The organism is Neotabrizicola paludis, from assembly GCF_044142105.1.
Lineage (GTDB): Bacteria > Pseudomonadota > Alphaproteobacteria > Rhodobacterales > Rhodobacteraceae > Pseudogemmobacter.
In genome coordinates, this window is record NZ_JBGTYM010000013.1 from 90,828 (window position 1) to 104,918 (window position 14,091).

Consider the following 14,091-nt stretch of genomic DNA (forward strand, 5'->3'; position numbering starts at 1 on the left):
GCCGGTTACAGAATCCAAATGCCAGACGCAGCCCATGATGCCAGGCCAGACCATGACCAAGACAGCGGCCCCTGCTCAATCGTTGGGTCGGCGGCACAACATCCTTTTTGTCGAGGACGACCGGCGGCTGTGCAGCTTCCTGTGCCGCTATTTCGACTCCGAAGGATATGGCACCGAGGCCGTTCACGACGGCGAAGAGATGTGGCGCGCCATCCGGCGCGGCGCGCGCGATCTGGTGGTGCTCGACGTCGGCCTGCCCGGACCCGAGGATGGCTACAGCCTGGCGCGGGCGCTGAAGGCGCAGGCCAATATCGGCATCCTCTTTCTGTCGGGCCGGCACGAGCCGGTGGACAGGATCGTCGGGCTTGAGGTCGGTGCCGACGATTACCTGTGCAAGCCCTTCGAACCGCGTGAGTTGTTGGCGCGGGTACGGGCGGTGTTGCGACGCGTTGGTCCGGCAGCGGCGCAGCCCCGCGCTGCGGCCAGCCGCTGCATCAGGTTCGACGGCTGGTCGCTGGACCTCGAGTCCCACGTACTGACCGACGAAAAGGGTCGGCCGCAGCGCCTGACCTCACAGGAGTTCAACATGCTGGCCGTCCTGGCCGAACGTCCGGGCCGGGTGTTGAGCCGCGATCAGCTTCTGGATCTGACGGCGAACCGGCACTGGTCGCCGCTCGACCGGTCGATCGATGTGATGATCGGCAAGATCCGCCGCAAGATCGGCGACACCGGCCCCGTCCATCGCCGCATCCGGACGATGCGCGGTGCGGGTTACATGTTCATCCCGCCATCCTCCTGATCGGCAGGAAGACAAGGCAGATCCAGCACAGCCTCGGCGCCGCCCTGTGCGGCATTGGCCAGACGGAAACTGCCCCCCGCCGACAGCGCCATCTGGTGGATCATCGCCAGACCAAGGCCGCTGCCTTCGGCTTTTGTCGTGAAGAACGGCTCAAGCGCCCGGGAGGCCGCTTCCGGCCCCAGACCCGGACCATCGTCGCGCAGCACCAGCCGGGCATAATCTGCCCCGCGCGAGACCCGCCGCAAGCTGAGCGCCACCCTGCCCTGCCCGCCGGTGGCATCGCGGGCGTTGATCAGCAGGTTCACGAGCGCGGTCTCGATCAGATGGCGGTCCACCTGAACCATCAGCGGCGCCTCGGGCAGATCGCTGTGCAGCGTCATGCCGACACAGAGAGTGCGGCCGATCATCGCCAAGGTCTCGGCCACCGGCGCCCGCAGATCCACCGGGGCGACCGGAAGCGGCCGCCCGCGCAGAAAACCCGACAGTTGCACCAGCACATCAGCGGCGGTCCCGGCTGCCTCATGCGCGTCGGCAGCATAGGGCTTCATCGGATGATCTTGGGTCAAGCGCTGATCAAGCACCGCCAGATTGGCCCGGATCACCGCCAGCATATTGCGAAAATCGTGAGACAGACCCATCGCAAGCTGGGCGATTGCCTCATGCTGGCGCAGCAGGTGCAACTCGCGCTCGGTCTCGGCCTTGGCCCGGCGCAGGTCGCAGATGTCAAAGCAGCGTCCCAGCGCACTGAGCAGCTCGTCAAGGAAGAAGGGCTTGCGCAGATAGTCGAAGGCACCTGCCTTCAACGCCGCGACGGCGCTGTCGACCGAGGTATAGGCGGTCATGATCACCACGATCACCTGGGGATGCGCGGCGCGCAGCCGCTGCGCCAGTCTGATGCCATCCTCGCCCTTCAGCCGGATGTCCAGAAGGGCGACCTCAAGATCCTCGGCCTCGAGGATCTTGAACGCGCCGTCGCCATCATGGGCGATCGCACAGTTGATCCCTTCCAGCCGCAACATGCGCGCGGTCGAGACGGCAAAGTCCTGTTCGTCGTCGACGATGAGGATTCGGCGGGCCTGGACTGTCATGACGTCTGCTCCGGCAAGGACAGGCGCATGAGCGTGCCCTCGGCCCCGGTCCTGACGATACTGGCCTCGCCGCCGTGGATCTGCGCAACGCGCCGGACCAGCGGCAGACCAAGGCCCACGCCCATCGGCCGCCCGGTCACAAGCGGATCGAAGGCGCGGGCGATCAGGTCGGTCGCAAGGCCGGGTCCGTTATCCTCGACCTCGATCAGCACGCGCCCGCCCGCGCGATAGGCCCGCAGGGCGATATGCGGGTCGAAATCGGGAACCGTCTTTTCCTCGACCGCCTGCATGGCATTGTCGAGCAGGTTGCAGACGGCGAATTGCAGCCGGGCCGGGTCGCAGATCAGCTTTAGCCCGGGATCGACCTCGACCTGCGCCACCGTCCGGGCGGAATGGTCGGCCAGGACCGAGCGCAGCCAGCCATCGACCCCGATGACCTGACGCTCGTGCTGTTCCTGACGGGCGAAATCCAGCAGCATGTCGATGATCCGGCCGCAGCGGCCGATGTTGCGGCGGGCGCGGTCGACGTCTTCGGCCACCTCCGGCCCGAGGCCCGGGCTGCGGGCCAGAACCTCGATCGAGCCGGCCACGGTGCCAAGGGGGTTGCGCAGCTCATGGCTGATGGTCGCCGCGACCTCGCCGATGGCGGCAAGGCGCTGGTTCAGGGCCAGTTCGTGCTGGGCGGAATTCAGGCGGATCAGGGCGCCGATCAGGTCTTCTTCGGTCAGCCGCCGCCGTTCATAGGTCATCACCAGCCAAAGAGCCAGGAGCAGCACCAGGGGCAGCGCCGCGAACAGAAGCTGCGGCAGAAGGCTGGTCTCGCGCCCACTGGCGAGCAACAGCCGCAGCCCTGCATAGCACAGGGCAAGCCCCGCCATCAGCATCACGAAGACCGCCAGAACCTGCCAGATCCGGCGGCCATTCTGCGGCGGTACGTTCAGCGGCAGGATCCCGCCCGACCGCGCAGCGCCCGCCGTCCGCTCGCCTCCTGTCGATGGGGCGCGTTTGCAATAGTCGCGGCAATGCGGCTCAAGGCTGCAACAGAGCGAGCAGATCGGCTTGTGGTAGAAGGTGCAGTAGGCCAGGTCCTGCACCTCGTAGCCATGGCTGCAAATCGCGCAATTGCAATTGGCCAGCGGCGCGAAATCCTGCGGCCTGCGCGCCAGATAGCCGCGCCCGCGCACCAGTGCCGCGATGGCGAGGGCGGCCAGCACCGAGGTGCCGAACGCGATGACCGGCGACCAGGCCTGCGGCCCTGCCCCGCCCGCGCCAAGATACAGAACGCAGCCCACAAGCCCGCCCAGCGCCATGCCGCCGCAGCCGACGGGGTGGAAATCCGGCAGATGCGCGCGGCGGAACTCGATCCGCGCGGGCGACAGGCCCAAGGGCTTGAGCACCGCCAGATCGGCAAGGATCGCGCCCAACCAGGCCATGGCAAGATTGGCATAAAAGGCCAGAACCGCCTCGAGCGTCGCGAAGACGCCCAACATCATCAGCGCACAGGCGATGGTGACATGCAGCACCAACCATACCAGGCGTCCCGGATGATAGCGCGCCACGCGGACGAAGAAGTTGGACCCCGCCAGCGACCCGGCATAGGCATTGGTCACATTGATCTTGAGCTGCGCGATTAGGATGTAGACGGTGGCGACAAGCAGCGCCAGCGTCGGCCCGAACAGATATCCGAAGGCATGGCGGAACATGCCGATCGGCTCGGCCGCCATGGGGGCATCCATGCCCGAGGCCAGGGCGAGCGTCACCAGGAAGCTGCCCATCACGATCTTCAGGCCGCCGATAAGGATCCAGCCCGGGCCCGCCATCAGCAGCGCCCCCCACCAGCGCCAGGACGGGGTCGTCTCTTTCGGCGGCAGGAAGCGCAGGTAATCGACCTGCTCGCCGATCTGCAGGGTCAGCGCGCAAAGGACGCTGATCGCCCCGCCCAGCGCCAGCATCGTCACCCCCGGGTCCGGCGCCAAAAGCCAGACCGTCAGCGGCTGCGGTTCGACCAGGGCGATGGCCAGGAATGGCAGCAGTCCCAAAATCAACCAAGGCGCCTGTGTCACCTTCTGGAACCACGAGATCGCCGTCATCCCTCGAATGGCCACGGGCAGGATGGCCAGTGTGGACAGCAGATAGCCCAAGGGCAGCGGGAGCCCGAAGCAGACCAGCAACGCTTGGGCGATGATGGCCCCTTCCAGCGCGAAGAAGATCACCGTGTAGGTCAGATAGATCAGCGAGGTGATGGATGATCCGATGTAGCCGAAGCCTGCGCCGCGGGTCAGAAGGTCCATATCCACGTTCGACCGAGCGGCGTGATAGGCGATAGGAAGGCTGGTGATGAAGATGAAGACCGTGGCGATCAGCACGGCGAGGATGGTGGTCGTCGCACCGAAAGACAGGGTCAGCACGGCGCCGATCGCCTCGAGCGCGAGAAAGGAGATACCGCCTAAGGCCGTGTGCACGATCGTGGCCGGTGTCCAGCGCCTGTAGCTGCGCGGCGCATAGCGCAGGGCGTAGTCCTCGATCGTCTCGTCGGCGACCCAGGACTGATAGCTGCGCGGCGCCGGGTCCAATCCCAGGAAGGGCGGCCCATCGTCAAAGCGGGCTGACGCCTCGGGGGTGACATTGGCCGGCTGCATGGGTTCTTCCGATCGGGGATGTTGACCGTACTATGGCCGAGATGGCTGCCTTGCGTCACTAGGCAGCCTTCCTTCGAACCAGACGCTATGGGCACCGATGCAACGCGCCCGTCTCCGTCTTTGCTCGCCTACCGGTCCGGGCAATGCAGCATTCTATCGGCCAGACCGTTCCTGCCCGGGCCTTCGCGCACCGCGCAGGCGGGTGGCACGCATCAGATCTGCGGTAGCAAAGGCCGAACTGATCCGATGTATATCGCACGGAAGATCTTGAAAAAGCGTCGCGCCGGGGCAGCCGCAGCGGGTGCCCCAGGCGCGTCCACGCCGCTGCAAACCATGCGCGTTCTCAATCCGCGACGGAAAGATCCGGGACGACAGCGCCGATATTGTAGCCTTCCAACTGCGCCTGGGCGAACTGGTCGGGTGCGAAGCTGAGGATGGTGCCCGTGCCGGGTGTCACCGGAATAACCCGGGCAGGCGGCAGTTGCAGAAAGACGTCCAGCGCGGCGCGGATCACGCCACCATGCACCACAGCCAGCAGATCCCCTTCGCCAGCGGCCAGCCAATGGCGCAAGCCCCCTGCCACGCGGTCCCGAAATGCCCCCCAGGGCTCGCCCCCTTCGGGCGTGTAGGTGCCGGCACGCCAGGCGTGATACAGGTCGGCATGGGCGGCGATCAGTTCGGGCTTGGTGCGCCCGGTCCAACTTCCCATATGCCATTCGCGCAGACGCGCGTCGCTGGGGCAGTCGCCATGGCCGATCAGCGCGACCGTTTGCCGGGTGCGCCCCAGATCCGAGGACACCACCCGCGCCGGCTTCAGCGCCCGCACGAAGGCGCCAAAGCGGCGGGCCTGCTCGACCCCGCGCTCCGACAGGTCGGAATTGTCCTGGCCCTGAAGGCGGGCTTCCGCATTCCAGGTGGTTTCGCCATGGCGCATCAGGATAAGCCGCATCATTCGATCCTTTCGCCGGTCATGGCAAAGACGGCGTCAGGCGCGCCGGAAAGTGAAAACTCGATCGGGTCGCCCGGGCGGGCGTCGGGGAACTGATCCACGATGGCCGACAGGCGCAACCCGCCCGTCGCCGCCGTCACCATCACCCGCCCGGCCATGGGCGCGGCCTCGGCGAATTCGGCCCTCAGGACGGGTCGGCCTTCGGCGCGGCCAAGGCCGATCTGCTCGGGCCGGTAAAAAAGCTGCGCCGCGTCGCGCCCCAACGCCAGCGCGGCGGGGGCCAAAGGTACATCGCCATGGACCAGGCTGTCCCCCCGGCGGGTGACGGGCAGAAGATTGCCCGGCGGCGTGCCCAGGAAGGTCGCGACAAAGGTGGTGGCCGGGCGGTCCAGCAGCGCGCGCGGCGGCCCGAACTGTTCGACCCGGCCCTGGTTCATCACCGCGACATGGGTGGCCATGGTCATCGCCTCGACCTGATCATGGGTGACATAGACCGAGGTGGCCCCCGTGGCGCGATGGATCCGCATCAGCTCGCTGCGCATCTCGATCCGCAGTTTGGCATCCAGGTTCGACAGCGGCTCATCGAACAGCAGGATTGCTGGCTTCGGGGCAAGGGTGCGGGCGATGGCCACCCGCTGTTGCTGCCCCCCCGAGATTTCCGCCGGGTAGCGGTCCCGCAGCGCCGAGATTCCCAGCATCTTCAGCACATCCTCGATCCGCGCATCGCGGGCCGCCTTGTCCCAGCCCGCCACCTTCAGCGGCCAGCCAATATTCCCGGCCACCGTCATATGCGGCCAAAGCGCATAGGATTGGAACACCAGCCCGGCATTGCGCATTTTCGGATCGGCGATCACGCCCCCGGTCCCGGAAGAGACGGTGTTGCCCATAAAAGCGATGTCTCCGCCGGATGGCTCGTCCAGCCCCGCCAACATGCGCAGAAGGGTGGATTTGCCGCAGCCCGAAGGACCGACCAGCACAAGGAAAGACCCCGGCGGCACCGCGAGCGACAAGTCGGGAATGGCGGTAAAGTCGCCAAAACGTTTCACAAGATTTGTGATGCGGATGGCATCGCCTGGTTCGGTCTGGACGGAAGCCACGGTTGTTACTCCTTCCATTTCTGCACCCGGTTCTGCAGGGCTTGCGCAATCAGCGAAGCGGCAAGGCAGATGACAAGGATCAGAACGGTGATGGCATTGGCGAATTGCATGAACCCTTCGGCGGCATAACGGTAGGCAACCATCGAAAGGACAGGAGAGGTGGCGCTGAACAACAGCACGACCAGCGACAGGTCCCGCACCATCTTGACGAAGACAAGGATGGCCCCGGCGAGGAGGCCCCGGATCGTCAGCGGGAAGATGATCGCCCACATCCGGCGCAGCGGGCCTGCCCCGGTCAGCCGCGCGCTTTCTTCCAGATCGGTGGCGATCTGGCCCAGCACCGACCGGCCCGCCTGCACCGCATAGGGCAGGTTATGCGCCGCTGCGGCAATCACCAGCAGCGTGAAGGTGCCGTAAAGCGAAGGCAGCGGCCCAAGAGGTGCCCCGAACAGCGCGATATAGGCCGCCGCAAAGGCGATCGAGGGGATCAGAAGCGGCAGGAAGGCAAGCTGCGACAGGATATTGGCCAGAACGGTGCCCTTGTTGCGGGTGATCGTATGAGCCAGCGCCAGCCCCAGGATCATCGAGATCAGCGCGACCACGACCCCCAGTTTCAGCGTGTTGAACAGCGCGCCGATGAGCACCGGGTTGCGGAAAATTCCCGCTGTGCCCTGGGCGATCTGCCCGCCCCCCTCGCCGATCCAGAAATGCAGCGTCCAGTTCGAGAACAGCGCCCCGGTCTGCGGCGCAAGGCTGGAGGCGATCAGCACAACCACCGGCACGACCGTGGTGAGGAAGGCCAGGCCGAAGCCCGCAGCAAAAAGCGGCCAGCGCCATTTTCCTAGGGGAAAGCGACGGGTTCGACCGCCCTTGCCGGTGACAGTAACGAAGGCGCGCCGCCCCGAGACCAGCCGGTCCGACAGGAACAGGAACACGCCCGACACCGCGATCAGCAGCAGCGCCAGCACGAAGCCGCGCTCGGCCTGGCCGATCTCGATCATGCCGAACAGGCGGGTGGACAGGGTCTGCATGCGGACCGGCAGGCCCAGAAGCGCGGGTGCGGCGAAATTCGACACCGCCCCCGCCAGCGTCAGCGAGGCGGCCGACACCAGCGCCGGCGTCACCACTGGCAGCACGATGCCAAAGAAGATGCGCGGGCGGCGGGCGCCGGTCATCTGCGCCGCCTCGACCAGATCGGCACCCACCGAGGACAGCGCGGCGGCGATGATTGTGAAAGCCAGCGAATAGTAGTGCGCGATCAGCACGATCAGCACCGGGACGATGCCCCAGGCCAGCCAGTCCGGGATGATGAAGCCGTTCGCTTCGAAAAATCCTGATGATCCGCCCATGCGGCTGTTGCGAAACAGCGTCCCCCAGGCAAGCGCGGCCGCGAAGCTGGGGATCATGAAGGGCAGCGTGTGCATGATCCCAAGGATGCGGCGGCCCGGCACATCGGTCATCACCACCAGCCAGGCGGTGAAGCCGCCCAGCAGCAGACAGCCGGCCGAGACACCCAATCCCAGGATCAGCGTGTTCATCAGCGGCCGCCACCACAGGTTCAGAGACATCGGACTGGCCAGAATGGCCGTCCAGGCCTCCAGACCCGACGGGGTCAGCGTCGCAAAAAGAATGCGCAAGAGCGGGGCTAGAACCAGCACGCCGACGATCAGGATCATCAGCAGCGGCACCAGCCTGCCCGCGGTCAATCGCCTGCGCCAGGAGGGCGCGGCGGTGTCGGACAGGGACATGAGGAAACTCTCTGGCGGTCAGGACCAGAGCCCGGGCGCAGCTTCGAAGGGCTGCACCCGGGCAACGGGTCACTGAAGGGTGATGATCAGATCGGCGATCCGGGCACGATGTTCGGCCACAGCCGCAGTATCGATGGTCCAGGCATTCAGCTGTTCCAGCGGCACAGAATCCGGGTCATCGGCGATCGTGCTGCGTGTGGCATAGTCGCCCGGGACGTTGAAGGGCGCGAAGGCGGGCCCGCCATCAGCGCTGTCATCGCCGAACATGAAGTCGATCACCAGTCGCGCCGCCGCCGGGCTGGGCGCCTTGTCGGCCAGGGCAAGCACGGCGGGGAACAGGATGCCATTGGCAGGCTCGACATCATTGGCCACTTGAAGCGCCCAGCCTTCCTCCTCATTGTCGCGGCGGTCCGAATAGGTGCCGAAGGCCACGGGAGGGTTCGTCGCGTCCTTGGTGCCGACGGCCTTGTTCAAGTCATCGCTGTTCGAGACCAGGACAAGGTCATTGAGGAACAGGTTGCGGATGAACTGCTCACCCGCGCCATTCAGGTCACTGTCCACCGCGATATCGCTGCCGAACTGCGCCTTGTATGCGGCGGCCATCTCATCAGGATGCAGCGCGATCTCGGTCAGAAGATCCAGCAACTCGCCGCGCTGGGTCGGGTCAACCATCATCACCCGCCCCTTCCATTCCGGCAGGGTCAACTGCCACAGATTGGTGATCGGGCTGCCATCGGGATGCGCCTGTTCGTTGTACATCAGGACTTTGGTCGACAGGCGATGCACCAGAAGAGGCGCCTTGAACCGATCATCGAGCTGGTCGGTCAGGCGCGGCGGCACATAGGTCTGGATGCGGCCCGGGGCCAGCAGGTCGCGCAGCACGACGGGCGCGTCGGCCATGTACAGCACATCCACGGCATAGACGCCGGCCTGCTGTTCTGCCACCACGCGCGCAATCTGCTTGGCCGAGCTGAGATCCAGCCCGATCAAGTCTACGCCGGGATAAGCCTCCTCAAAGGCCTTCTCCACCCGGGCGATCCTGCTGGAGAGCGAAAAGACCGTGACCGTCTTTTCCTCTTTCGCCTTCTCATAAAGTTCGGCGGCGGTCATCTTATCCAGATCCTGCGCCGCAGCCAAAGCAGGGACGCAGGCTGCCGCAAGCAGCGCGGCCTTCAAGGTCTTGAACATGCTCTCTCCTCCCAGAGATGATCGCGCGGTTACGCGAAGCGGTCGAACAGGCCCGCCAGCTCCTCCAGCTTGGCGACAACCTGCGGCTCATGCCGACCGACAATGGTCAGCAGAATGGCGTTGACGATGGTCATGGGGACGATCGGGGTTTGGAATTCGGTACCCGACCGCCCCCTGGGCGCCGCCAGCAGATGCCCTGCCGGTGGCGCCATGGTCGGCCCCGCCAGATCCGAGATCAGCAGCGTGGCCGCCCCCACCTGCGCGGCATGGCCCATAACTGCCGCGTAGTCGGCCGGTTGCTTGCGAAAGGCCAGAACCAGCACCAGATCCCCGGCAGCAAGGCCGGTCAGTCTTTCCGCAATGTCGCGCCCGCGCCCGGTCAGCATCACCGTGGTCATGCCGAAACGGTCCAGCCGCCGCTGCAGGAAGGCCGATACCGCGGTGGCATGCCCCTGGGCAAAGATGAAAACCTTGCGCGCCGCAAAGATCATGTCGGAGGCCGTATCGACATCGCGCTGGTCGATGCTGCGGGCAAGTTGCTCCAGCGCGGCCAGTTCGCTTTGCACCACATCGGCCAGATAGCTGCCATCCGCCACTTTCGCGACCGACCGGCGCATCCGCGCGGCGGCGTCCTGGCCCTCCATCACTTCCCGCTGAAGCTGCGCGCGCAACTCCGGGTAACCACTGAAACCCAGTTTCTGCGCCAGCCGCGTCGCGGTCGTCTCATGCACCTGCGCGCGTTCGGCAAGCTGGGCGGCGGACAGGAATACCGCTTCTCCCTGCTGGCCCAACAGCACCTCGATGATGCGGCGATCCGAGGCAGTCAGCCGTTCGGATGTGTCCTGAATGCGCGTCAGCAAGGTCACTGCCGGAACCTCCCTCTCCTCGGTTTGATAGTTCAGCAGGAAATCCTGCAAGTCAAATGATTCTTGCAGGATATCCAGAATCATCGACGATGCGGCTGTGGGAGGGACGTCGCACCCAGATGGCACCGCAACGAGCGGTCGGCACATCTGGCCAAGGAGACCGGCCCCGAGCGCCTGTTCAAATGGGTTCGGCGCGACGGGGTGATTGGAAATTGGCGGCGCTTTCGAAGGTGCAAATGTCCTGCGCACTTTCTGGCGGCCATCGTCGTGACCGGATCCAGAGCGGCCCCCTGCTCCCGGAGGCTTCGCAAGCCTGAAGTTTAGGCCGTCGAGCGCTTTGCTTTGGCCCGCTTCAACATGCCATACAGATCTTTGGGATCGTCAGGATCAGCGATGATGTCCAGCATCTCGCGGCGGGTCGAGGTCTCCAGACGGTCGCGCAACCAGCGCAAAGCCGAAAAATCCTCGATCGCAAAGCCAACGCCGTCGAACAGGGTGATCTGGCGGGCGTCGGTTCGGCCCGGAGCGGCGCCGGTCATCACCTGCCAGAGCTCTGTGACGGGGAAGTCGTCCGGCATCTGCTGGATTTCGCCTTCGATGCACGTCTGCGGCGTGTATTCGACAAAGACCGCTGCGCGCTTCAGGATATCTACCTGAAGCTCCGTCTTGCCGGGACAATCCCCGCCAATGGCGTTGATGTGAACACCGGCGCCGACCATATTGTCATGCAGAACCGTGGCATTCTGCTTGTCGGCGGTACAGGTCGTGATCACGTCAGCCCCCTGGACTGCATCTTCGGCGGATCGGCAGGCGATGACGGTCAATCCGCTGTCGGCGAGATTGGCGGCGCATTTGCTCTCGGCTTCCGCGTCGTTATCGTAAAGCCGAACGGTTGTGATGCCGCAGATCCGTTTCAACGCCAGGGCCTGAAACTCCGACTGTGCGCCATTGCCGATCATGGCCATGATCTTTGCGTCCGGCCGCGCGAGGTGTTTCGTCGCCACAGCCGAAGCCGCCGCGGTCCGTAGCGCCGTCAGGATGGTCATCTCGGTCAGAAGCACCGGATATCCCGTATCGACCGAGGCCAAGAGCCCGAAAGCCGTCACGGTCTGAAGGCCCTCGCGGGTGTTCTTGGGATGACCGTTCACATATTTGAACCCGTAGTCGATGCCATCTGAGGTGGGCATCAGTTCAATCACGCCATCCCGGGAATGCGATGCGACGCGCGGCGTCTTGTCGAACAACGGCCAGCGCCGAAAGTCCTCTTCGATATAAACGGCGATCTGCGCCATCGCCGCTTCGACGCCTTCGTCCAAGATGATCTGCATCATGTTCTCGACGCTGACGAAGGGTATCATCGAAAGGTTGGATGCGACTTTGGTCATGTTGCCCTATCCACGGCATACTCTGGGGTTCAAGCGGGATGGAAGGCTACAGTGGCCCCACTATCCGAAGCGATCAATAAGGTATGGCGCACCATCCCCGCCAGAGCGGCCGCGCGCGCTCGGATCACGGATGATCCCGTCGGTCGTCCCGGCCATGGTGAGACCCGGAACCGGGGCGAGCGATCCGCGTCACGATCCTCTCGTGAGGGGCGTAGCCCCTCGAAGACCCCGGCCCCGTGCGACGCCCCGCAACGGGCGCCGATGCTGCGCAAGCCGCAAAACCTCGCGTCAGTCCTGTGCCCCTACCGGCCTAGATTGGCAAAATCGCGATCTGGACCTGCGCGCCCCCGGGGCAAGGCCTGGAAGCAGTATTTCCGAGCAGATTGGTTCCGCATCGTTTGCTTGCTCGCGTCGCGGCGGCTATCACATACTTCTCTTGTCGAAGGTCACGGCACTCAACCGGCGATCAGAGCCACAGGAACCGCGATGACCCTTGTCTCCGCTGCTAAGAAATTCGGTCGCATCGCGGGGTAGAGATCATGCTCAAGCTATTGAAAATACTTATGATCATTGTTCTCGTGACGGTTGCGGGCATCTATTTCGCGCGTCTTGTCCTTTTCCCGTTGCCTGACATCGCCGGAAGGCCAGTGGAGCAGTTCATAGCCGCAAGCGCCGAGACAAAACTGGGCAAGCTGACGAGTCCCGGGTCGGACGGGCATCCCGGCTTGACAGGCGTTGCACCGCTGGCCGGTGGCCTTGATGCGCTGGCCAGCCGCATGGCGATCATCGACGCGGCGGAGGTCAGCATAGATGCGCAGTATTACATCTGGCACGATGACACCTCGGGTATCCTGCTCCTGGACGCCCTGGATCGGGCCGCGAAACGAGGCGTCCGGGTGCGGTTGCTTCTGGACGACAATGGCGTTCCGGGCCTTGATTCCACCTTGGCGACCCTGAACGCAGAGCCGAATTTTCATATCCGCCTGTTCAATCCTTCGACGGTGCGTCACCCGAAAATGCTGGGTTATGCGTTTGATTTCATGCGCATGAACCGGAGGATGCACAACAAGTCCCTGATCGTGGATGACGTGATAACCATCCTAGGTGGTCGAAATATCGGCGATGAGTATTTTGAGATCGGCGAGTCCTTCTACAAGGACATGGATGCAATCCTGATTGGCGCCACCGTTCGCGAAACCAGCATCGTGTTCGATTCCTACTGGAACAGCGGCTCGGTGTTCGCGATCGAGACGATCATTGGCGGCAAGGGGGATCGCGCCGCCTTCGACGCGAGGGTTTCCGCGGTAAAAGCCAGCGAGGAGGCCACGACGCTGTTGAGCGACCTGCGCAGCACCGCGACGCGCTTTCTCCAGAACGCAATTTCGCTTGAATGGACCAAGGTTCATTTGGTCGCTGATGATCCGGTCAAGGGTCAAGGCGTGGCGCGACGCGACCAGTTGATGATCACGCGGCTGGTCGACATTCTGGGCGAGGTGAAATCGCGGCTGGATCTGGTCAGCGCCTATTTCATCCCGGGAGCGGAAGGAACCGACTACTTCACCACGCTGGCGCGCTCGGGCAAGACGGTCAACGTCCTGACCAATGCCATGAACACGACCGATGTGCTTCTGGTCCATGCCGGCTACACGAAATACCGCCGAGCCTTGCTGGAAGCCGGGGTGACGCTTTACGAGTTGAAGCTGCGCGGCGGGCTCAGCCCGGAATCCGAGATCCAACTCAATCCGCTTGGACTTTCAGGCGCATCGCTTCACGCCAAGACATTCGCTGTGGACGATGAGCGGGTCTTCATTGGGTCGTTCAACTTCGATCCGCGCTCGGCGATCTTGAATTGCGAGATGGGTGTGCTGATCGACAGCCCGGCCATGGCGCGGCAGGTGCGCGGGCTGTTCGACGGGCAGGTCGGACGTTTCAGCTATCGCCCCGAGATCAGCGCCGATGGGCGCATGGTCTGGCGCGAAACCGAGGCCGACGGTCGAGAGCGTATCTGGCAGCAAGAGCCGGGGACAGGCTGGTTCAAGCAGGCCGCGCTGACCGTGGTGGGCTTGCTTCCCGTCGAATGGATGCTCTGATCCTGCGGAACATCAGGTCTGGCGCTGCAGGCATGCGGTCGTATCCGCTCGCCTGCACCACGCTCTTTCGCTCCGCAGTGGCACTATTGCGGAACTCCAACCGGGAAGGATTCGCATCATGAATCCATGCGCTTTGTGGACTTGCCCGGGTTTGGTGGAGAGCGTTTAGCTCAGTTCCCGGCCCTTTCGCTCGAAGTCGATGGGGCTCTTGAAGCCGAGTGATGAATGCCGCCTGACGGGTT

Annotated in this window: 10 protein-coding genes; 2 read left to right on the top strand and 8 right to left on the bottom strand. The window is 64.4% G+C overall.

The genetic code is table 11. The features are described from left to right. Positions 1 to 52 precede the first annotated feature (52 nt). On the top strand, positions 53 to 799 hold the full coding sequence (locus ACED67_RS20510; protein ID WP_395543598.1) for a response regulator: 747 nt from the start codon (positions 53 to 55) through the stop codon (positions 797 to 799). Here the strand turns inward: ACED67_RS20510 and ACED67_RS20515 are convergent. The 8 genes from ACED67_RS20515 to ocd all read right to left on the bottom strand — a co-directional run bounded on the left by ACED67_RS20515 (position 772) and on the right by ocd (position 11,759). Next, a complete protein-coding gene (locus ACED67_RS20515) occupies positions 772 to 1,887 on the bottom strand; it encodes a sensor histidine kinase (protein ID WP_395543599.1) in 1,116 nt (371 codons plus the stop codon). The two genes, ACED67_RS20510 and ACED67_RS20515, sit on opposite strands and share 28 nt — an antisense overlap. Continuing rightward, positions 1,884 to 4,526, bottom strand: a complete 2,643-nt coding sequence (locus ACED67_RS20520; protein ID WP_395543600.1) for an ATP-binding protein — start codon at positions 4,524 to 4,526, stop codon at positions 1,884 to 1,886. Before ACED67_RS20520 ends, ACED67_RS20515 begins: the two co-directional genes overlap by 4 nt. 343 nt (positions 4,527 to 4,869) lie before the next feature. Next, on the bottom strand, positions 4,870 to 5,475 hold the full coding sequence (locus ACED67_RS20525; RefSeq protein WP_395543601.1) for a histidine phosphatase family protein: 606 nt from the start codon (positions 5,473 to 5,475) through the stop codon (positions 4,870 to 4,872). Further along, the gene (locus ACED67_RS20530; RefSeq protein WP_395543602.1) at positions 5,475 to 6,572 is read right to left on the bottom strand and encodes an ABC transporter ATP-binding protein; all 1,098 of its coding nucleotides are present in this window, start codon (positions 6,570 to 6,572) and stop codon (positions 5,475 to 5,477) included. Before ACED67_RS20530 ends, ACED67_RS20525 begins: the two co-directional genes overlap by 1 nt. Positions 6,573 to 6,577: 5 nt before the next feature. Next, entirely contained in the window at positions 6,578 to 8,320 is a 1,743-nt protein-coding gene (locus ACED67_RS20535) for an ABC transporter permease (protein WP_395543603.1), read from the bottom strand. Between the two features lie 69 nt (positions 8,321 to 8,389). Next, positions 8,390 to 9,508 carry an ABC transporter substrate-binding protein gene (locus tag ACED67_RS20540; RefSeq protein WP_395543604.1) on the bottom strand — a complete coding sequence of 373 codons (1,119 nt, stop codon included), beginning with the start codon at positions 9,506 to 9,508 and terminating at the stop codon, positions 8,390 to 8,392. Between the two features lie 29 nt (positions 9,509 to 9,537). Beyond that, positions 9,538 to 10,374 carry a MurR/RpiR family transcriptional regulator gene (locus ACED67_RS20545; RefSeq protein ID WP_395543605.1) on the bottom strand — a complete coding sequence of 279 codons (837 nt, stop codon included), beginning with the start codon at positions 10,372 to 10,374 and terminating at the stop codon, positions 9,538 to 9,540. Between the two features lie 320 nt (positions 10,375 to 10,694). Further along, a complete protein-coding gene (gene ocd / locus ACED67_RS20550; protein WP_395543606.1) occupies positions 10,695 to 11,759 on the bottom strand; it encodes an ornithine cyclodeaminase in 1,065 nt (354 codons plus the stop codon). A 539-nt stretch (positions 11,760 to 12,298) separates the two neighbouring features. Between ocd and ACED67_RS20555 the strand changes: the two genes are divergently transcribed. Continuing rightward, positions 12,299 to 13,849 carry a phospholipase D family protein gene (locus tag ACED67_RS20555; protein WP_395543607.1) on the top strand — a complete coding sequence of 517 codons (1,551 nt, stop codon included), beginning with the start codon at positions 12,299 to 12,301 and terminating at the stop codon, positions 13,847 to 13,849. Positions 13,850 to 14,091 lie beyond the last annotated feature (242 nt).

Bases quoted from the DNA above. Each gene is read 5' to 3' on its own strand.
- ocd (WP_395543606.1), bottom strand. From the start codon at position 11,759: ATGACCAAAGTCGCATCCAACCTTTCGATGATACCCTTCGTCAGCGTC.
- ACED67_RS20510 (WP_395543598.1), top strand. From the start codon at position 53: ATGACCAAGACAGCGGCCCCTGCTCAATCGTTGGGTCGGCGGCACAAC.
- ACED67_RS20520 (WP_395543600.1), bottom strand. From the start codon at position 4,526: ATGCAGCCGGCCAATGTCACCCCCGAGGCGTCAGCCCGCTTTGACGAT.
- ACED67_RS20535 (WP_395543603.1), bottom strand. From the start codon at position 8,320: ATGTCCCTGTCCGACACCGCCGCGCCCTCCTGGCGCAGGCGATTGACC.
- ACED67_RS20540 (WP_395543604.1), bottom strand. From the start codon at position 9,508: ATGTTCAAGACCTTGAAGGCCGCGCTGCTTGCGGCAGCCTGCGTCCCT.
- ACED67_RS20515 (WP_395543599.1), bottom strand. From the start codon at position 1,887: ATGACAGTCCAGGCCCGCCGAATCCTCATCGTCGACGACGAACAGGAC.
- ACED67_RS20555 (WP_395543607.1), top strand. From the start codon at position 12,299: ATGCTCAAGCTATTGAAAATACTTATGATCATTGTTCTCGTGACGGTT.
- ACED67_RS20525 (WP_395543601.1), bottom strand. From the start codon at position 5,475: ATGCGGCTTATCCTGATGCGCCATGGCGAAACCACCTGGAATGCGGAA.